We start from the raw sequence: 18,859 nt of genomic DNA on the forward strand, positions 1-18,859 counted from the left end.
CCTCGCTCCATCATTGCTCCGGGGGCCCGGCGTGAGGGGCCATCCATGGCCCCGCACGCCTCTTGCGGCATCCATGCCGCTCGTCCCCCTGCGCAACGCTTCCGCTCGGCCTTCTGACGGGGCAGAGTCGCTGCCCCACCTCTGCTGCACAGGTTCAGGCAATGAGCAGGCATCAGGATTGCCGCGCCCTGGCAGGCGCGAGTCACCCCTCGCCCGCTTGCGGGAGAGGGGCTGGGGGAGAGGGAAGTTTCAGGCAGGCGCTGAGGTCTGAAAGGTCCGTGCTAGACGCTTCTATGCCCTTCTGCAACAACTAACGCAGACATAGCCTTCCTGATCGCCTGAGGAATGCATATGCACCCGATCATGCGCTTGCCCCTTGGCGGAACCCCCAAAGCAGGAGCAGCACAGCGACAAGGATGGAGATCCCGACACTTGCAAAACCGAACGTCACCAAGCCCTCCTGCCAAGGTGCTCCGCTATAGCCGGCGGCAGTGACGGGAGACATGGCGCCGGTGCCGAAAACAGCCGCCAGTGTGGTGAAAAGCCAGTTTGCATAAGTGCCGTAAAGGGCAGTCCAGTAAGCAACGGCTTTTGCTTGATCGCCGAGGCGAACCTCCATCCAGGCCGACCCGATCGCCAGGAGGAAAATCCCATTCATGACCCCCTCGAGGTGAGCGGCCAGCCCCATACGCGGGTTGCTGAACTGCGGCTCGACCAAGCCGGTAAGGAGACCAAGCAGGAACAGGAGCATGCCGTGCCAGAGCAACCGGCGCCGAGTCTCGATCATCATCGGTTCTCCCTTGGCCTGACCTGCAGCGGTTTCCCCGCGCCCGAAATCAACTCTAGGCCTTAGCCCACCATCTGCCAGCAATCCTGCCCTGGGCGCCGCATCGGCTCTCGGCCGCACGATAGCGATCCGGGGTTGCGATCAATGGCCGCTCGCCACTGGAACTACCGCGCTACCAGCAAGATCAACCGTACTGAGGCTGGCGCCGTGCAACGCGGTCTGGAGCCAGGGAATACCACGACTGCAAGGTTGCACCAGGGCGGGGATAGCTCGGCGCCAGCCAGCTCCCCTCATCAGCGGAAAGGAGATCGATATGCTGATTCTCATCCGTCGCATCGGCGAATCCATCCGCATCAACGACAACGTCACCGTCCGAGTGATGGCCGCTACCGGCAACAAGGCCGTCCTGGGTATCACCGCACCGAAGGCAATTGTGGTCAGGGACTGGGAGAGCTGCCCTCACCAACGGAACTGACGCGCATCTGCGGGAAGAATTCTGATGCCCGCGCCCCTGACTGCGGCACGCCTCGGACCAGGCCGGGAAGCGCGGGAGGTGCCGATCGCCCTGGAGCACCACGCCTGCCGGGCCAGCGACTAATGACGCCCAGTGCATCTACATGGCCGACTCCGGTGGCGCCATGAACATGAACGACATCCGCGAGCGCATGCGTGCCTTCAAGGCGGTGCTGAATCCCGAGACCCAGACCGGGATGCACGCCCACCACAACCTCAGCCTCGGCGTGGCCAACTCCATCGTCGCGGTGGAGGAAGGCTGCGACCGCATCGACGCCAGCCTGGCCGGCATGGGCGCCGGCGCGGGGAATGCGCCGCTGGAGGTGTTTATCGCCGCCGCTGAACGGTTGGGTTGGAATCACGGCACCGACCTCTACCGGCTGATGGACGCCGCCGACGACCTGGTGCGGCCGCTGCAGGACCGCCCGGTGCGGGTGGACCGCGAGACGCTGGGCTTGGGTTACGCCGGGGTCTACTCGAGCTTCCTGCGCCACGCCGAAGTGGCGGCGGCGAAGTACGGGCTGAAGACCCTCGACATCCTGGTCGAACTGGGCGAGCGGCGGATGGTCGGCGGCCAGGAAGACATGATCGTCGACGTCGCGCTGGACCTGCTGGCGGCGCGGCGGGCCTGATCCGCCGAGGTCGGTGCGCACAGCGCACCCTACGATTGAGCCGTTCGCCCGTAGGGTGCGCCGCGCGCACCAGGCTGTGGGGGCGAAGCACCGAGCCGCTGGACTCGATCTGGGATGAGCTTCGGCGCTGCGGCGTTGGCGGCCGAGCTGTGGCGCTTGAGCCAGGAGTGGGTGGCCGGGCGCTAGGCAGAAAGCCAATGCCTGGCCTCACCTACCTGTGTCCGCTGCGGCCAGAAGCGGACACTCGCATGTCCGCTTTCCCCAGCTGATATCCCAGCTGTCGACTCTCCGAAAGACACCTGCTTCATTGCCGATAGAAGTGGTGCCAGGAAGAGATCAGGGGGCCATGTCGATACCCACTTCGGGCGAACGTCTGCCGCCAGGGTTCAGTACCGCACGGCAGTAGTTGTCGCCCTTCTGCTTGTCATACAGCCCTTCCCATCTGGCGATCACTAACGCCGCCAGGGCGTTGCCGATCACGTTCAGTGCGGTACGGGCCATGTCCATCAGCCGGTCGACACCGGCGATGAAGGCCAGGCCTTCCATGGGAATGCCGACGCTGCCCAGGGTGGCCAGCAGGACCACGAAGGACAACCCCGGCACGCCGGCTACGCCCTTGGAGGTGACCATCAGGGTCAGTACCAGGGTCAGCTGCTGGCCAAGGCTGAGGTCGATGCCATAGAGCTGAGCGATGAAGATGGCGGCGATGCTCTGGTAGAGGGTCGAGCCATCGAGATTGAAGGAGTAACCGGTGGGCACCACGAAGCTGCTGATGGACTTGGGTGCGCCGTAGGCCTCGGTCTTCTCGATGATGCGCGGCAGCACGGTTTCCGAGCTGGCGGTCGAGTAGGCCATTACCAGTTCGTCCTTGAAGATGCGCATCAGCTTGACGATGGAGAAGCCGAACAGCCGCGCCACCAGCCCCAGCACCACAAAGGCGAAGAAAGCGACCGCCACGTACAGCAGGATTACCAGCTTGGCCAGCGGCAACAGGGACGCGAAGCCGAAGTTGGCTACCGTCACCGCGATCATCGCGAACACCCCGATGGGGGCGTAGGCCATGATCATGTGGGTGACCTTGAACATGGTATCGGCGATGTGCTGGAACACCTTCACCAAGGGTTCACGGGTCTCCGCCGGCAAGCTCGAGAGGGCCAGGCCGAACATCACGGAGAAGAAGATGATCGGCAGCATCTCGCCGCGTGCCATGGCCGCGAAGACGTTGGAGGGGATCAGGTTGAGCAGCGTCGCGATGAAGGCGTGGTCGTGCTGCACTTCCTGGGCGGTCTGCTGGAACCTGGAGATGTCCACGGTGCCCAGGGTGCTCATGTCGATACCGGCGCCAGGCTGGAAGATATTGGCCAGCAGCAGGCCGACCACGATCGCAACCGTGGTCACCACCTCGAAATAGAGGATGGTCTTCAGGCCGATGCGCCCAAGCTTCTTGGCATCGCCCACGCCGGCGATGCCGACGATCAGCGACGCGATGACGATCGGGACGACGATCATCTTGATCAGACGGATGAAGATATCGCCCGCCGGTTGCAGCACATTGGTGATCCACCAGGCCTTTTCCGCGCCGTACTGGTTGAGTACGGCACCTACCGCGATGCCCAGCGCCAGGCCGATGACGATTTGCCAGGCGAGGCTGAGTTTGGCTTTGCCCATGTCTTGTAGTCCTTGAGTCCGGTTAAAGCTCCGCCCGCTTCCGTCGGCTGGACCGGCGAAAGTTGGCGACTTGTCGGGGGGGAGTTGGCTGTTAAGGCCGTGGTTGGGCAGACGAAGGAGGCGGCAGATCGAAGCGTGGGTACTTGTTATGACGCAGTGGCCCGGAGGGGCCCTGGGCAGTGAGTCGGGGCATGATGAGTGAAGTCCTCGGTTCTTATTCTTGTGATTCGGAATGACGCCGAAGCGAATACTGCGGAGGTAAAGCTACTCCAGGGGCGGCGCGAGAATCAGCGGGCGTTACGGCCTATCAGATATGCCCGGAGGCTATAGCGGGGAAACCCGTAAAGCGTGGCCCAACAAAACGCACAGCCCCTGGAAAGGGGCAACGCCTACCCATGACTCCGCAATTGCCTAATGAGCTCGCTCACGCAGACGACGAGGCCAGGGCCTTATTCCCCCGCCCGTTCCAGCAGGCTGCGGGCGCGGCCGATCACGGGGGCATCCACCATCGCCCCATCCACCACGAATACGCCCTCCCCCGAGGCCGCCGCGGCGAGCACACGGCGAGCCCAGTCCAGTTCCGTGTCGCTGGGGCGCAAGGCCTGGTGGATCACCTCCACCTGGCTGGGGTGGATGCACAGCAGGCCGGCGAAGCCCATGTCCCGGGCGAAACGTACCGTCCGGGCAAGCCCGTCGGCGTTCTGGATATCCGGGTAGACGCTGTCCAGGGGCGGCGCCAGGCCGGCGAGACGGGAATGCAGCAGCACCGCATAGCGCGCATGCCCCATCACCTGCTCCGCGGCCTCGCTGCCGCTGGCCAGGTTGAGGTCCAACCCCAGGTCGAGGCTGCCGAAGGACAGGCGTTCGACGCCTTCGGCCGCCGCCAGCTCGCCAACGGCCCAGAGCCCCCTGGCGCTCTCGATGATCGGCCAGACCGGCTTGCCGGTGGCCGCGGCCCGTCTGACCTGGGCGGCAGTTTCGGCCTTGGGCAGCATCACCCCCACCACCCCTGCGTGCCGCTGGCAGAGGGCCAGGTCGGCTTCGTGCTGGGGATGGGCCGGCGCGTTCACCCGCACCAGGATTTCAACGCCCGGATGCTCGACGAGGAAGCGTTCGAGGTTGTCCCGCGCCTCCACCTTGAGGCTTTCCTGGACGGCGTCCTCAAGGTCCACTATCACCCGGCTGGCGCCGCTGGCCAGGGCCTTGGGAATGCGCTCGGGACGGGTGGCCGGTACGAACAGCGCGGATCGGATGGCGGTCTTGCTCATGGTTGTACTCCCCTGCCCTGTCAGTCGAATTCCACTTCGCCCAGCTGGGCGAGGCCGGCCTGGTTGCCGGCCCATACTTCCGCCTTGCCGCTACTCACCAGCGTTCCACCTACCTCGAAGCGCTCGGGGCAGATCAGCGGGCGCACACCCCGGAAGGCGAAGCGGCGCAGGCGCGCCTGCGGATTGGCACGGCAGAAGGCGCGCAGGTTGAGAGTGGCGATCAGCGGCCCGTGGACCACCAGCCCGGGATAGCCTTCCGTCTCGGTGACGTAGGGCCAGTCGTAATGGATGCGGTGGCCGTTGAAGGTGACCGCCGAATAACGGAACAGCAGCGTGGGGCTGGGCTCGACGGTCTCCAGCCAGGCACCGCTGCGCAGCGGGTTGGGGCTGGACAGTTTGGGCGGCGTCGGCTCGCGGTAGACGATGTCCTGCTCGTCGCGCAGGGCCAGGCGCCCCTCCTGGAAGTGGTCATGACGCACCGTGACGAACAGCAGCGAGCCGGTGCGGCCGTGCTTCTCCTGGACGTCGAGGATGGTGGAAATCCGCGTCACCTCCCCGCCTACCTTCAGCGGCTCGATGAACTCCAGGCGGCTGCCGGCCCACATGCGGTTGCGGTTGTCCGCTGGCGGCAGGAAACCGCCCCGCGCCGGATGCCCGTCGCCGCCAAGGCGGGATTCGAACACCGGGTCCTGGAAAAAGGCCCAGTGCCACAACGGCGGCAGCGCTTCGCCGTGGGCAGGGGTGGGTTCGCCGAGAGTAGCGGCGATGCGTTTGACCAGGTTGCGGCTGATCTGGTCGTGGGTTTCCTCGGTGCGTCCGATCCAGGCGGACAGCTCCACTTCACTCATGTTCGTCTTGCTCCTCGATTGGACTGGAAGCCCTGGTCGAATCTACCGACCGGCCTCCATGAATTCAGATCATTCCGGCCCGGCGCATCTGCTCCGCCTGCTCGGCGGGCACGTTCAGTTCAGCCAGCAGTGCCTCGGTGTGTTCGCCCAGGGCCGGCACCGGGTCCATGCGCGGCGCAAAGGCGCTGTTGCTGGCCGGCGGCAGCAGGCTCGGCAAGGGACCTGACGGACTGCCGATCTGGCGCCAGCGGTCGCGGGCCTTGAGCTGCGGGTGCTCCCACACGCCCTGCATGTCGTTGACCCGCGCATTGGCGATCTGCGCCTCCTCCAGGCGCTGGATCACAGCGTCGAAGTCAAGCCGAGCGAAGGTCTCGACGATAATGGCCCGCAGGGCCGCGCGATTCGCCACCCGTTTGAAGTTTGCGGAAAAGCGTTCATCCGTGCTTAGTGCCGGACACTGCAGCACCTTCGCGCAGAAGGCCTGCCATTCGCGCTCGTTCTGCAGGCCGAGCATCACGCTGTTGCCGTCGCCGACCGGGAAGGGACCATAGGGGTAGATGGTGGCGTGGGCGGCGCCCGCACGAGGCGGCGGCGGAGCTCCTTCGTAGGCGTAGTACAGCGGGTAATTCATCCATTCCACCAGGCTTTCCAGCATGGAGACGTCTACCCGGCTGCCCTTGCCGGTGCGTTCGCGCAACATCAGAGCCGAGAGCACGCCGGTGTAGGCGTACATGCCCGCGGCGATATCGGCGATGGAGCAACCGGCCTTGGCCATTTCGTCGTCACCCGGGCCGCCGGTGACGGAGAGGAAGCCGCCCTCGCTCTGGATCAGCAGGTCATAGGCCTTTTTCTTTTCATACGGGCCGCCCTCGCCATAGCCGGAGATGTCGCACACCACCAGGCGCGGGAAGCGCGCATGCAGCGCCTCGAAGGACAGGCCCATGCGCGCGGCGGCGCCGGGCGCGAGGTTCTGCACCAGCACATCGGCCTTTTCCAGAAGGCGATCCAGCACCGCCAGCGCCGGGCCCTGCTTGAGGTCCAGGGTCAGGCTCTCCTTGGAGCGGTTGGTCCAGACGAAATGGGACGCGAGGCCGCTGACGCGCTCGTCATAGCCACGGGCGAAGTCGCCGGAGCCGGGGCGCTCGACCTTGATCACGCGCGCGCCGAGGTCGGCCAGCTGGCGGGTACAGAACGGCGCGGCGATGGCGTGTTCGAGACTGACCACCGTGATGCCGTCGAGGGGGCGCATTGCTGCAGGCTGGCTCATGGATTAGCTCCCGATTGCAGGCGCCGCGCCCGCCAAGGGGCGCGGCTGACAGGGTCAGAACGAACGCGGCAGGTCGAGCAGGTGCTCGGCCACGTAGGACAGGATCAGGTTGGTGGAGATGGGCGCCACCTGGTACAGCCGCGTCTCGCGGAACTTGCGCTCCACGTCGTACTCGTTGGCGAAGCCGAATCCACCGTGGGTCTGCAGGCAGGCGTTGGCCGCTTCCCAGCTGGCCTTGGCCGCCAGGTACTTGGCCATGTTGGCCGCCGCCCCGGCATTGAGGCCCGCGTCGTATTCCTCGCAGGCGCGCCAGCGCATCAGGTCGGCGGCCTCGATCTCGATATGGGCTTCGGCGATGGGGAACTGCACGCCCTGGTTCTGCCCAATGGGCCGGCCGAACACCACGCGGTCGCGGGCGTACTGAGCGGACTTCTCGGTGAACCAGCGGCCGTCGCCGATGCATTCGGCGGCGATCAGGGTGCGTTCGGCATTGAGGCCGTCGAGGATGTAGCGGAAGCCCTTGCCCTCTTCGCCGATCAGGCTGCTGGCGGGGATTTCCAGGTTGTCGAAGAACAGCTCGTTGGTTTCGTGGTTGACCATGTTGGCGATGGGTTGCACGGTCAGGCCGTTGCCGATGGCCTCACGCAGGTCCACCAGGAAAATCGACATGCCTTCGGACTTCTTCTTCACCTCGGCCAGCGGCGTGGTGCGGGCCAACAGGATCATCAGGTCGGAGTGCTGGATACGCGAGATCCATACCTTCTGGCCGTTGATCACGTACTTGTCGCCCTGGCGCACGGCGGTGGTCTTGATCTTGGTGGTGTCGGTGCCAGTGGTGGGCTCGGTGACGCCCATGGACTGCAGGCGCAATTCGCCGCTAGCCAGCTTCGGCAGGTAGTAGCGCTTCTGCTCCTCGCTGCCGTTACGCAGCAGGGTGAACATGTTGTACATCTGCCCGTGGATGGTGCCGGAGTTGCCGCCGCAGTAGTTCACCTCTTCCAGGATCACCGAGGCCTCGGCCAGGCCCAGGCCCGAGCCGCCATACTCTTCCGGGATCATCGCCGACAGCCAGCCTGCACGGGTCATGGCGGCGACGAATTCTTCGGGAAAGCCCTTTTCTTCATCGATCTTGCGCCAGTACTCGGCGGGGAATTCGGCGCAGAGGGCGCGTACGCCTTCGCGGATGGCATTCAGTTCTTCGTTGTTACGGGGGCTCATAGTTGTTCTTTCCTCAACGTAGGACGAAGGGGTTGGGGACGTCCTCGGCGAGGTTCACCCAGACGCTCTTGGTCTGCAGGTAATCCTCGATGGCCACCTGGCCGTTCTCTCGGCCGATACCGCTCTGCTTGTAACCACCGAACGGGGCCATGAAGCTCACGGCGCGGTAGGTGTTGACCCAGACGGTGCCGGCACGAACCTGATCGGTGACGCGAAAAGCACGGCGGATATTCGAGGTCCAGACGCCCGCCGCCAAGCCATAGGGCGTGTCGTTGGCGATGCTGATGGCCTCGTCTTCATCGTCGAAGGGGATGATCGACAGCACTGGGCCAAAGACTTCCTCGCGGGCGATGCGCATCTGGTTATTCACACCCGCGAAGATGGTCGGTTCGACGAACCAGCCGGACGCGAGCTCCACCGCCTCGGGGCGCTTGCCGCCGAGCAGACATTCGGCGCCGCCTTCGCGGGCGATACGGACATAGTCCAGTACCTTCTCCCGTTGCGGCTCAGTGGTGATGGGGCCAACCTGGGTGGTCGCCAGCATCGGGTCGCCGAGCTGGGCGGTACGGGCCAGGGCCACCACCTTCTCGCTGACTTCCTGATAGACGCTGCGCTGCACCAACAGACGCGAGCCGGCGATGCAGGTTTGCCCGGAGGCGGCGAAGATGCCGGAGATGGCGCCCTTCACCGCGTGCTCGATATTGGCGTCGGCGAAGACGATGTTGGGCGACTTGCCGCCCAGCTCCAGGGTGACGTGCTTGATGCCCTTGGCTGCCGCGGCGTACACCGCCGCGCCCGTGGCATCGCCGCCGGTGAAGGCCACCTTGGCCACCAGCGGATGGCCGACCAGGGTCGGGCCCACTTCGTGGCCGAAGCCGGTGACGGTGTTGACCACGCCATCCGGGAAGCCCGCCTCCTTGAACAACGCCATGAGCGCCAGGGTGGAGCAGGAGGTGAACTCGGACGGCTTGATCACCACCGTGTTGCCAGCGGCCAGGGCCGGCGCCAGCTTCCAGGTCAGCAGCATGAGCGGCGAATTCCAGGGCGTGATGGCCACCACCACGCCCAGGGGCTCGCGCTTGGTGTAGGAGAAGATCTCGGGCTTATCGCTGGGCAGCACGCCGCCTTCGATCTTGTCCGCCAGGCCGCCGAAGTAATAAAACCACTCCGGCAGGTAGCGCAGCTGGCCCAGCATCTCGGCGTAGAGCTTGCCGTTGTCGCGGACCTCGATGGCGGCGAGCTTCTCCGCATCCCGGGCAATCAGGTCGCCCAGGCGGCGCAGCAGCTTGCCCCTTGCCGTTGCCGACGACGTCGACCAGGAGCCGTTGCTGAAGGCGCGATGGGCGGCCTCGATGGCCTGTACCGCATCTTCGGTGCCACATTGCGGCACCTCGGCCCACTCGGTGCCGGTGAAGGGGTTGGCGGTCGCCAGCCAACGCCCGCTGGTGCTTGCGCGGTACTGGCCATCGACCAGGTTCTGAAAGCGCTCAAGATTCGACATGGAAGACGCCTCGTTACGGTCAGATGGGCTGGTGACCAAGTGCCGCGCGGAAGCGGTTCTTGATGTAGCTGCCGTCGCGGGGCGGGAGCACGCGCGGCGGGTTCTCAGCCTTGATCTTGACGGTGGCGAGCTTCACCCCGGCATCGCGGACAGCGATCTGCTCTCGTAGCTGACGCACGCCGTCCATGTCGCGGATCTCGTCCGTCCAGCCGAAGCCGCAGGTCTTCGCCACCTGGTCCAGGGCGATGCCGTAGCCGGCGTGGCTGACCTGCATGCCTGTCTCGCCGAAGTGGCCGTTGTCCAGCACCACGATGGTCAGATTCGCAGGTTTCTGCAGGGCGATGGTGGCCAGGGAACCAAAGCCCATCAGCATCTCCCCGTCGCCAGTGACTACCACCACGGACTTGTCCGGCTGTGCCTTGGCGATGCCCAGGCCGACCATGGCAGCGCTACCCATGGCCGCCCAGAGGTAGTAGTTGTTGTCGTGGTCGCCGGCGGCCATCACGTCGTAGGAAGCCGAACCCAGGCCGGTGACCACCAGTACGTCGCTGCGGTCGGCCAGCAGGGTCTTTACCACTTCGCGACGGTCGAGGATGTGGTTGGCGCTTACTTGACCCATTTCTTTTCTCCAATCAGGCGCTGGCCCAGCAGCAGCGCGGTAGCGGAATCACCGTTGAAGGCCATGGTTGCCGCACCGTGCAGCAGCGGAGCGACGTCCTTGGGATCGTCGGCTTGCCAGGTCATCACGCCCATCAGGTTCAGCGAGCGCTCGGTGGCCTGGCCCATGGGGTTCTGCCAGGGGTTGAACTCGGCCCAGTCGCCGCGCATGGTCACCACCATCAGCAGCGGGAAGCGTGCACAGACCTGCAAGGCCAGGTTGTTGATGCAGTTGCCCACGCCGCTGGACTGCATCAGCAGCGCACCGCGCTCGCCGCCGAGCCAGGCGCCGGCCAGGTAGCCGATGCCCTCTTCTTCGGTGGTCAGCACCACGTCGTGGATGTCCGGATCGGCGATGGACATGCGGATGGCGGCGGAGTGGCCGGCGTCCGGTACATACACCACGTGCTTCACGTCGTGGGCCTTGAGGACCTTGAACACGTCGACCTGCCAGTCGATTTCCGCGTTGAGGGCTGTTTCCTGCGTTGTCATGCCTGTCTTCTCCAGGGGCTCGATGCCCCGTGTTTTTTCCAGATTCTGAGTGGGTTGCCGGCCAGGGACGACTACCGTTTCCGTCATTGAGATATGCCCGCCCGGCATAGCTCAGGAGTGGGCGCCGGAGACGGCTCCGACCCGTTTGAAGCCGGTCTTCCGTTCGATTTCACCGCTGCCGTCGAGATAGCCGTAGCGGGTCAGGTCGGGCATCAGCAGCGAGGCGATGAAGGTCACCGCCAGCACGCAGGCGACATAGAAAAAGAACCAGGTCTCCACGCCCTGGGAGCGGAACGACAGCGCCACATACTCGGCTGTACCGCCGAACAGGGCATTGCCGATGGCATAGGGAAAACCCACCCCGAGGGCACGGACCGATGCCGGGAACAGTTCAGCCTTCACCAGGCCGGAGATGGGTGTGTAGAACGAGGCGATGGCCAGGCCCGTGAACACCAGGAGGAAGGCGACAATGGGACTGCCGACCGAACGCAGGGCGAACAGCAAGGGCACCACGACCAGCATGGCAAGCCCGGAGAACAGCAGCATGTGGGTCTTCACCCCCAGCCGATCGGCGAGCATGCCGAAGAACGGCTGGCAGAGCATGAAGCACACCAGTGCGGCGGTCATGACGAAGCTCACCGTCTCCGCCGGCAACCCGACCGAGATCACCAGGAACTTCTGCATGTAGGTGGTGAAGGTATAGAAGTACAGCGAGCCACCGATGGTGAAGGCGATCACCAGGGCCACGGCGCGCTTGTGCTGGAACAGCCCCTTGAGCGAGCCGGCCTCCTTCTTGTGCATGTCCTTCTTCGAGGCGCTTTCATGCATCGCTCGGCGCAGGTAGACCACCACGATTGCGCTCAGGGCGCCGATGAAGAACGGGATGCGCCAGCCCCACTCGGTCAGCTCTTCCTTGCTCAGGGTCTGCTGCAGGGTGACTACGGTGAGCAGCGCGAGGATCTGCCCGGCGATGATGGTGAAGTACTGGAAGGAGCCGAAGAACCCGCGGCGTCCGGGAGTGGCCATTTCGCTGATGTAGGTCGCGCCCGTGCCGTACTCGGCGCCGACGGACAGGCCCTGGATGAGCCGGGCGATCAGCAGCAGGATCGGCGCGGCGATGCCGATGCTTTCATAGGTCGGCATCAGCGCGATCAGCAGCGAGCCCGCGCACATCAGGAACACCGAGATGATCATCGAGACCTTGCGCCCGCGGGTGTCGGCGATCCAGCCGAACAGCCAGCCGCCCAGCGGGCGCATGAAGAAACCCACGGCGAACACGCCGGCGGTGGCCAGCAGCTGGGTGGTCTGGTCACCCTTGGGGAAGAAGGCGGCGGCGAAGTAGATCGAGGTGTAGGCATAGATGAAGAAGTCGTACCACTCCACCAGGTTGCCGGAGCAGGCGCCCAGGATGGAGCGGGCGCGACTGGGCGCCGTCTTGGGGTTCGGGTCGTTGGCGGCGTGGAGGGGCTCGGAAGCGGATGAGGTCATTGTTGTTGTCCTTTCTTCGAGGCGAACCGCAACTGAGCGCTGGCCACGGGGCAGGCTCGGAATGCACGGCTACGGATTGTCGGGCGATGGAACGCGGGATCAGCGCTCGATCGGCGAACGAAGGAATGCCGGCAGTTGTGCCGGTGGATGCAGGGCGGGGATGCGGGAGAGCCAGCAGGCTCGGGAGAAGGGGACAGGAAGTGAAGCACTGTTGCAGGTCATCGGGCATGCCCTCGAGCTTTTATTGTTGTCTTGTGCCTACTCCGGGGAGCGGCGAATACTCACGGAAGCCACGCTACGCCAGCCCGGGCTGGCGAATAAGCCGCGCCTGCATCTATCAGCTATGCCCAAATTTTATCGCTTGCCCGCCAAGGCCCGAAGACAGGGCCTTGGCGCCCCTTTTGCGGCAACAGCGGATCGCCTCGCGAGGGGAAGTGCGGGTTCGTTCCGGATCGAATGGCATTACACTCTCAGCGCAGCCGCGCCCGACAGGGGCCGCCGCGTCATGTGCCCCTCGCCAATGGTTCATCGATGGATATCGTTCAGCTCAAGACCCTGATCCACGTCGCCGAACTGGGCAGCCTCAGCAAGGCCGCCGACCGCCTGCACATCGCCCAACCGGCCCTCAGCCGGCAGATTCGCCATCTGGAGCAGGAACTCGGAACCTACCTGTTCGAACGCCACGGACGCGGTATGGAAGTCACCGATATCGGCCGGGAGGTGGTCGCCCACGCCTCGCGCATCCTCGAGGAGATGGAGTCCATCCGCACCACGGCAGCCGGCGGGCGATCCTCGTTCCGCGGCAGCGTCACCATCGGCACCACCCCCACGATCGCGGAGATCGTCACCGTACCCCTGGTACGCAAGGTCCGCGACGACCACCCGCACCTGGTGGTGCGCTTCTCCTCCGCCTTCAGCGGCTACCTGCTGGACTGGCTGCAACGCGGTGAACTGGACCTGGCGTTCTCCTACGACCCGCAACCCCTGCACACCCTGCGCATCCAGCCCGTGCTGATGGAGAACCTGATGCTGGTGGGCCCGGCCGAGGCCGGCCTGCGCCTGGATACCCCGGTGCGCTTCAGCGACATCCGCGAGCAGCAGGTGGTGGTGCCGAGCCAGCGCCACGGCCTGCGCAGCATCGTCGAAGAGTGCGCGCGGCAGGCCGAGGTGAAACTGCGCTGCAATGTCGAGGCCGACTCCTTCGGCGCCATGATCGACCTGGTGCGCAACGGTTTCGGCCTCACCTTCCTGCCCCTGGCCCCCATCTACGCCCAGGTGCAGAACGGCACGCTGACCGCCGCGCCGCTGATCGACCCGGAGCCGATGCGCAAGCTGGTGCTGGTCTATCCGGCCGACCGCCGCGTCAGCCCGGCGGCGAAGTTCGTCGGCGAGTCCTTCGTCGAGATCACCGCCGACCTGGTGGCCCGCGACATCTGGGCCGGCCACATGCTCTGACGCCCCTGCCCTGCCCCCACGTACCCCGATCGAATAGAGTTCTCCATGGATCTGACCCCTGACGCCCTGGTCATGCTGCCGGGCCTTCTCAACGACCAACGCCTCTGGGCGCAACAGGCCGCCGACCTGGCCGGCGAGCGGGAAGTGCGCATCGCCGACCTCACCCTTGACGACAGTATTCCCGCCATGGCCCGCCGCGTACTCGACGAAGCCCCGCCCCGCTTCGCCCTGGCGGCACTGTCCATGGGTGGCTATGTCGCCTTCGAAGTCCTGCGCCAGGCGCCGGAGCGGGTCCTGCGCCTGGCCCTGTTCGACACCATGGCCAGCCTCGACTCGGCAGAGCGCGCCGCCACCCGCCGGGGGCTGCTGCAGCTGGCCCATCGCGGCCGCTTCATCGGCGTCAGCCCGCAACTGATGCCCCGCCTGATCCACCCGCGCTGGCTCGACACCCACGTCTCCACCACGGTGCAGCAGATGGCGGTGGCTGTGGGCAAGGAAGGCTTCATCCGCCAGCAGCAAGCGATCATCGACCGGACCGATTCCCTGCCCCTGCTCCCCGGCATTCGCGTGCCGACGCTGATCGTGGTCGGTGCCGACGACCAGCTCACCCCCGTCGCCGAGGCCCGCCTGATGCATGAGCGGATTCCCGGCTCGCGGCTGGAAATCCTGCCGGAATGCGGGCACCTGCCGCCACTGGAAATGCCCGAACGAACCCTGGCGCTGCTGCGGGAATGGCTGGATTCCTGACGCGGTTGGATGCCACGAGTACACGATCCGTAGCCCCGTAGGATGTGGTTGAGCGAAGCGATACCCATCAGCAGCGGTCGATGGGTATCGCAAGCTCCACCCATCCTACGGGTTGAACAGGTCCAGTCGAAGGCGGCGCCCGTAGGATGTGGCGGGCGGCGTTCCGCTGGAGCGAAGCGAAGCCCAACAGACAAGGCCGATGTATTGCCCAAGCTCAACCTATCCACGAAGTTGAGACTGGAATGAATACAGACCCCATGCCGCCGGTTTCCCGGCTCTGGAGTCGCGCGTTGTCATACGTACCGCATGGATACGGGCATCGGCGAAGTCAAACCCGCAACACTCGCCCGGGTAAGCATCGGTAGCGGTAAATGGCCTACGTCGCCTTGTAATCGAAGACATCTTCGTAGGCCATGATGTCATTCCTTCTTCAGCAGGAACCTTTCCAGCGGCACCTTGGTGATGGCGAAGCCGGCCAGTAGAAGCGCGGAATAGACCGCGAGGTCGTAAGAGATTGGTTGGCCCTCATACCAGGCGCCGATGATTACGGCGAACACGGGAAAGATGATGAAGACGAACGACAGCACCACCGGACTCATGCGTTTAAGCAGGAAGAAATAGACGATGAAGCCACCCACCGAGGCGCACAGCCCGAGGTAGGCCAGCGCGCCCCAGGAGCGGGCACTGATGGCCGGAAAGTCCGGTTGTTCCATCAGGAGCCCCGCCAGGAAGAGCAACAGCCCGGCTACACCTATGGGCAGGGTGTTGTAAGTGATGACGCTGATCTCATTGCCCCTCTGCTTGGTCACCACGTAGCACAGTGCATGCATAAAAGCGGCAATGAGTATGGCCAGCACGCCGCCGAAACCAGAACTCTCCAGGTTCATGCCCTGGCTACGGAGGATCATGAACAGACTGCCGAATCCGATGGCAATGCCAAGGACCTGGGACAGGTAGATACGTTCGCGGAGAAAGAGCGCCGAGAAGATCAGGATGAATACCGGCATGCAGCTGAACAGCAGCGCGGTTAGCCCCGAAGAAACCTGCAACTCACCGTAATTCAACAGGTAGTACGGCAAGCCGAAGTAGCACAGGGTCACGAAGGTAAAGAAGCCCAGCCGCGCTCTCGGGAATAGGATCGAGTCGCCTCGCAGCAGGGCGAAGCCGAGGAACAGCGGGAAAGCGATCAGGAAACGCAGGCCGGAGGCCGTGAGCGGCGGCACGGTTTCCACAGCGATCTTGATGCCCAGCCAGGTGGTGCCCCAGCTGACGCAGACAATGAGAAACAGGAGCGCGCTGACCAGTCTGGAGAACCAACGCAATTTTGTCGTGCTCAGCCCAGAGGCGGATTCTAGAATTGACATGATATCAATGCATCCAATTTGCTAGATTTATGCAGTCAATTCACGCTATTTGGACTTCAAATGACTGTCAATCCGATTAATGACACCCTGTCATTGCTCAGAAATGCGCTGGAGTCGGGCCAGGGATCCAAGTACAAGCGCCTGGCCGATGCAATGGAAAAACAGATTCGCAGCGGCAGCCTGGAGGCCGGCAGCAAGCTGCCGCCCCATCGAATCCTCGCCGATCGCCTGGGCGTCACCGCCGGTACGGTCAGCCGCGCCTATGCCGAACTGGAGTACCTGGGGCTGGTTATCGCCAGGGTGGGCGACGGTACCTTCGTGCTTCACCGCGAGCTCGTCCACAAGCGGGATGGGGGCTTTCGCAACGCTACGGAAGAGACGGCCGGGCATTTCGACATGAGCCGCAACATGCATATCCCGGGGCAGGAAACCGCCTTCCTCGCCAGGAGCCTGATGCAGTTGGCCGGCGATCCACAGCGATTGCACGAACTGATGGTCTACAGCCCGGAACAGGGGCTGCCGCGCCACCGCCAGAATGGCGCGCACTGGCTGGCCAACGGCAAGTTCCAGCCACAGGCGGAGCAGGTGCTGTGCACCAACGGTGGCCAGCACGGTTTGCTCTGTACGCTGATGGCGTTGCTGCGCCCCGGTGACACCGTCGTCACCGAGCAACTCACCTATCCCGGCCTGATCAGTGCCGCGCGCATGCTGGGCATCCGGTTGCTGGGGGTGGAAATGGACGAAGAAGGCCTGATCCCGGCGGCGCTGGACGATCTCTGTCGGCACAACCGGGTGAGCGCCCTGTATTGCACCCCTACCCTACAGAACCCCACTGCGGCAGTGATGTCGCCTACGCGACGAGAAGCAATTGCCGAACTATGTCGGGAACACAACCTACTTATTATCGAGGACGAGGCTCACGCTGTTCTGGTGGAGGACCGACCGCTGCCGTTGAGCCACTGCGCGCCAGAGCGCAGCATCCTGATCAGCGGCCTGAGCAAAGCGGTAGCGGCGGGTCTGCGCGTGGGCTACCTGCACGCTCCGGCGGCGCTGGTGGGGCGGCTGGCGGCGGCCCTGCGCGGATCTTGCTGGATGGCTACGCCGCTGGCGATGGAATTGGCCAGTGACTGGATCGAAGGCGGCATCACGGAGCAGTTGCTGCACCAGCAGATCAGCGAGATCGAACGGCGCAAGGCGCTGGTGCAGGGGCAGCTGGAGGGACTGAACTACCGGACGCACCCACAGAGCCCGCATTTCTGGATCGAAGTACCGGAGCCCTGGCGCGCCTCGGATGTGGAGGCAGAGCTGAAATCGAAGGACTACCTGATCTCCACAGCGGAAGCCTTCGCCGTGGGTCGGGCGGCGGTGCCCCAGTTCGTGCGAGCCAGCGTCAGCAATGCATCCCATGATGACGGGTTGCTGGTGGAGGGCTTCCGGGCACTGGCCGCTGCCCTGCGACAGGAGGTTGGGGTGGTACAAGAGTGATCGGAATGCATTTCCGGCGAAGGCCATCGCGAATGAATCGCTGAGTTGCGCGCAGTAGCCCCCCTCGGATGCCTCAGGGCAGACGTCCCGTCTGCTTCGCGATTGAAATCGCCCCTACAAGGGGTTCGCTATGCGATCCGGCTTCCCTCCTCCGAACACGGCCCGCCGCGGTCGATGGGTATCGCGAGCTCGCGGAACGCCGCCCGACCCATCCTACGGGCTCAACGCCCCCGTAGATACCGTCTTGGAACCTAGTGCGCAAGGGCCAGTTTTGCATCGAAAGGCTGGCCCGATTTCAGGACGCCATAAGCGATGTGCAGCAGCTTGCGCATCGCGGCGCAGACGATCTGCTTCCCGGCCTTGCCTCGACTTCGCAGGCGTTGTCCCAGCGCTTTGATCGCCGGGTTGTGGGTCAGCGCAACGATGGCCGGCATGTAGAGACCCGCGCGGAGTCGGCTGGAGCCCATCCGGGAAATGCAGGCGTAGGCCTTTTGGGTGCCGGACTCCCGCAGCTGCGGATTCAGCCCGGCAAACGCCGTGATGGCCCGGGCATTCTTGAATTGCAGCGGGTCTCCCAGCTCGGCCAGAAGCAGGGCCGCAGTCTTGTCCGCGACGCCGTCGATACTGGTCAGCAAGTCGCGCTTACCCCGTAAATCGGGATCGTCGTCAATGTGCGCCTGAATCGCCTTCAAGGTTTCGGCGATCTGCTGTTCGATGTGTTGCAGCACCGAACGAATCGAGTCCTGCACACTGACATCGGCGACGTCCAAGCGATTGCGCTCCATCTGGGCAATCTCCTGGAGGTCCTGCAGGCGCCGTACCAGGGCCCGCAGGCGGCGGATGGCCGGCGGTTCGGGCCGCCAGGCACGCAACTCGTCCACGTGCCGGGCGCCATAGTCGGCAATCAGCTTGGCATCGACCTGGTCCGTCTTCACCCGTTGCAGTTGGCTGCGGGCATAGAGGGCAATCTGCGCCGGATTGGTCACGCAAACCCGGTAGCCCAAGCCATGGAAGTATTCGGCCAGCGCCTCGTGGTAGGTCCCCGTGGCCTCCATCACGATCCAGGCCCCTGGTTCGCTGTATTTGAGCAGCCACTCCTGCAGTACCTGAAAACCCGCCGCGCTATTGGCCAGCTTGGCTTTGGTGCGGTACTTGCCGTTGGCCTGCTGGGTGGCGATATCGAAACTGTGCTTGGCAATGTCAATGCCAACGATGCCGGACATGCGAACTCCTCAATCTCTCCAGAAGGATCATCACTGCACTCGGCACGACCTTGTGAATGCGAGCTCTCACCTGAGGTGGGCTCTGGATACCGTTCGAGCTATTCGAGTGAGTGTGGAGGGCAGGAGCACTATCTACGTTGCTGGCTCGAGGCCTTAGGGTGGAAACGGCTTCCTGACCCTCCCCCGATGATCAGTCGGGAACTATCGCCCCATCACAGAGCGATAGTCGAGATACAAGGGTGGAAA

General features: G+C 64.4%; 16 protein-coding genes and 1 pseudogene. 5 read left to right on the top strand and 12 right to left on the bottom strand.

The annotated features are described in order from the left end of the window. Window positions 1–361: 361 nt before the first annotated feature. Window positions 362–790, bottom strand: coding sequence for a hydrogenase (locus E8F11_RS11710; protein ID WP_280289003.1), 429 nt, complete (start codon window positions 788–790; stop codon window positions 362–364). 310 nt (window positions 791–1,100) lie between these two features. Between E8F11_RS11710 and E8F11_RS11715 the strand changes: the two genes are divergently transcribed. Next, on the top strand, window positions 1,101–1,262 hold the full coding sequence (locus E8F11_RS11715) for a carbon storage regulator (protein ID WP_280289004.1): 162 nt from the start codon (window positions 1,101–1,103) through the stop codon (window positions 1,260–1,262). A 127-nt stretch (window positions 1,263–1,389) separates the two neighbouring features. Then, a pseudogene (gene dmpG, locus E8F11_RS11720) lies at window positions 1,390–1,932 on the top strand (4-hydroxy-2-oxovalerate aldolase); the annotation flags it as partial. 336 nt (window positions 1,933–2,268) lie between these two features. Here the strand turns inward: dmpG and gltP are convergent. The 9 genes from gltP to E8F11_RS11765 form a co-directional block, all read right to left on the bottom strand. Next, window positions 2,269–3,600 (bottom strand): glutamate/aspartate:proton symporter GltP, encoded by a 1,332-nt coding sequence (gene gltP, locus E8F11_RS11725; protein WP_280289005.1) that lies wholly within the window; start codon window positions 3,598–3,600, stop codon window positions 2,269–2,271. A 449-nt stretch (window positions 3,601–4,049) separates the two neighbouring features. Further along, on the bottom strand, window positions 4,050–4,868 hold the full coding sequence (locus E8F11_RS11730; protein ID WP_280289006.1) for a CoA ester lyase: 819 nt from the start codon (window positions 4,866–4,868) through the stop codon (window positions 4,050–4,052). A 20-nt stretch (window positions 4,869–4,888) separates the two neighbouring features. Beyond that, on the bottom strand, window positions 4,889–5,716 hold the full coding sequence (locus tag E8F11_RS11735; RefSeq protein ID WP_280289007.1) for a MaoC family dehydratase N-terminal domain-containing protein: 828 nt from the start codon (window positions 5,714–5,716) through the stop codon (window positions 4,889–4,891). A gap of 64 nt (window positions 5,717–5,780) precedes the next feature. Further along, a complete protein-coding gene (locus E8F11_RS11740; protein ID WP_280289008.1) occupies window positions 5,781–6,983 on the bottom strand; it encodes a CaiB/BaiF CoA-transferase family protein in 1,203 nt (400 codons plus the stop codon). Between the two features lie 54 nt (window positions 6,984–7,037). Further along, window positions 7,038–8,201 (bottom strand): acyl-CoA dehydrogenase family protein, encoded by a 1,164-nt coding sequence (locus E8F11_RS11745; RefSeq protein ID WP_280289009.1) that lies wholly within the window; start codon window positions 8,199–8,201, stop codon window positions 7,038–7,040. Between the two features lie 13 nt (window positions 8,202–8,214). After that, window positions 8,215–9,702, bottom strand: coding sequence for an aldehyde dehydrogenase (locus tag E8F11_RS11750; RefSeq protein WP_280289010.1), 1,488 nt, complete (start codon window positions 9,700–9,702; stop codon window positions 8,215–8,217). 19 nt (window positions 9,703–9,721) lie between these two features. After that, window positions 9,722–10,321: a thiamine pyrophosphate-dependent enzyme gene (locus E8F11_RS11755; protein WP_280289011.1), complete on the bottom strand. Its 600-nt coding sequence runs from the start codon at window positions 10,319–10,321 to the stop codon at window positions 9,722–9,724. Further along, complete coding sequence (locus E8F11_RS11760) at window positions 10,309–10,851, bottom strand: thiamine pyrophosphate-binding protein (protein ID WP_280289012.1); 543 nt, start codon at window positions 10,849–10,851, stop codon at window positions 10,309–10,311. The genes E8F11_RS11755 and E8F11_RS11760 overlap by 13 nt, the downstream gene beginning before the upstream one ends. Window positions 10,852–10,962: 111 nt before the next feature. After that, the gene (locus tag E8F11_RS11765) at window positions 10,963–12,339 is read right to left on the bottom strand and encodes an MFS family transporter (RefSeq protein WP_280289013.1); all 1,377 of its coding nucleotides are present in this window, start codon (window positions 12,337–12,339) and stop codon (window positions 10,963–10,965) included. 531 nt (window positions 12,340–12,870) lie between these two features. Between E8F11_RS11765 and E8F11_RS11770 the strand changes: the two genes are divergently transcribed. Together E8F11_RS11770 and E8F11_RS11775 are read left to right on the top strand one after the other, a co-directional pair. Then, window positions 12,871–13,794 carry a LysR substrate-binding domain-containing protein gene (locus E8F11_RS11770; RefSeq protein WP_280289014.1) on the top strand — a complete coding sequence of 308 codons (924 nt, stop codon included), beginning with the start codon at window positions 12,871–12,873 and terminating at the stop codon, window positions 13,792–13,794. Window positions 13,795–13,839: 45 nt separating this feature from the next. After that, window positions 13,840–14,541 (top strand): alpha/beta fold hydrolase, encoded by a 702-nt coding sequence (locus E8F11_RS11775; RefSeq protein WP_280289015.1) that lies wholly within the window; start codon window positions 13,840–13,842, stop codon window positions 14,539–14,541. Between the two features lie 419 nt (window positions 14,542–14,960). Here E8F11_RS11775 and E8F11_RS11780 read toward each other — a convergent pair whose 3' ends face one another. Further along, window positions 14,961–15,905 carry an EamA family transporter gene (locus E8F11_RS11780; protein ID WP_280289016.1) on the bottom strand — a complete coding sequence of 315 codons (945 nt, stop codon included), beginning with the start codon at window positions 15,903–15,905 and terminating at the stop codon, window positions 14,961–14,963. A 60-nt stretch (window positions 15,906–15,965) separates the two neighbouring features. Between E8F11_RS11780 and E8F11_RS11785 the strand changes: the two genes are divergently transcribed. Continuing rightward, entirely contained in the window at window positions 15,966–17,390 is a 1,425-nt protein-coding gene (locus E8F11_RS11785; protein WP_280289017.1) for a PLP-dependent aminotransferase family protein, read from the top strand. A 251-nt stretch (window positions 17,391–17,641) separates the two neighbouring features. Here E8F11_RS11785 and E8F11_RS11790 read toward each other — a convergent pair whose 3' ends face one another. Then, window positions 17,642–18,613, bottom strand: coding sequence for an IS110 family transposase (locus tag E8F11_RS11790; protein ID WP_280287409.1), 972 nt, complete (start codon window positions 18,611–18,613; stop codon window positions 17,642–17,644). Between the last annotated feature and the right edge of the window lie 246 nt (window positions 18,614–18,859).

Source organism: Pseudomonas sp. BN417 (assembly GCF_029871205.1).
Taxonomy (GTDB): domain Bacteria; phylum Pseudomonadota; class Gammaproteobacteria; order Pseudomonadales; family Pseudomonadaceae; genus Metapseudomonas.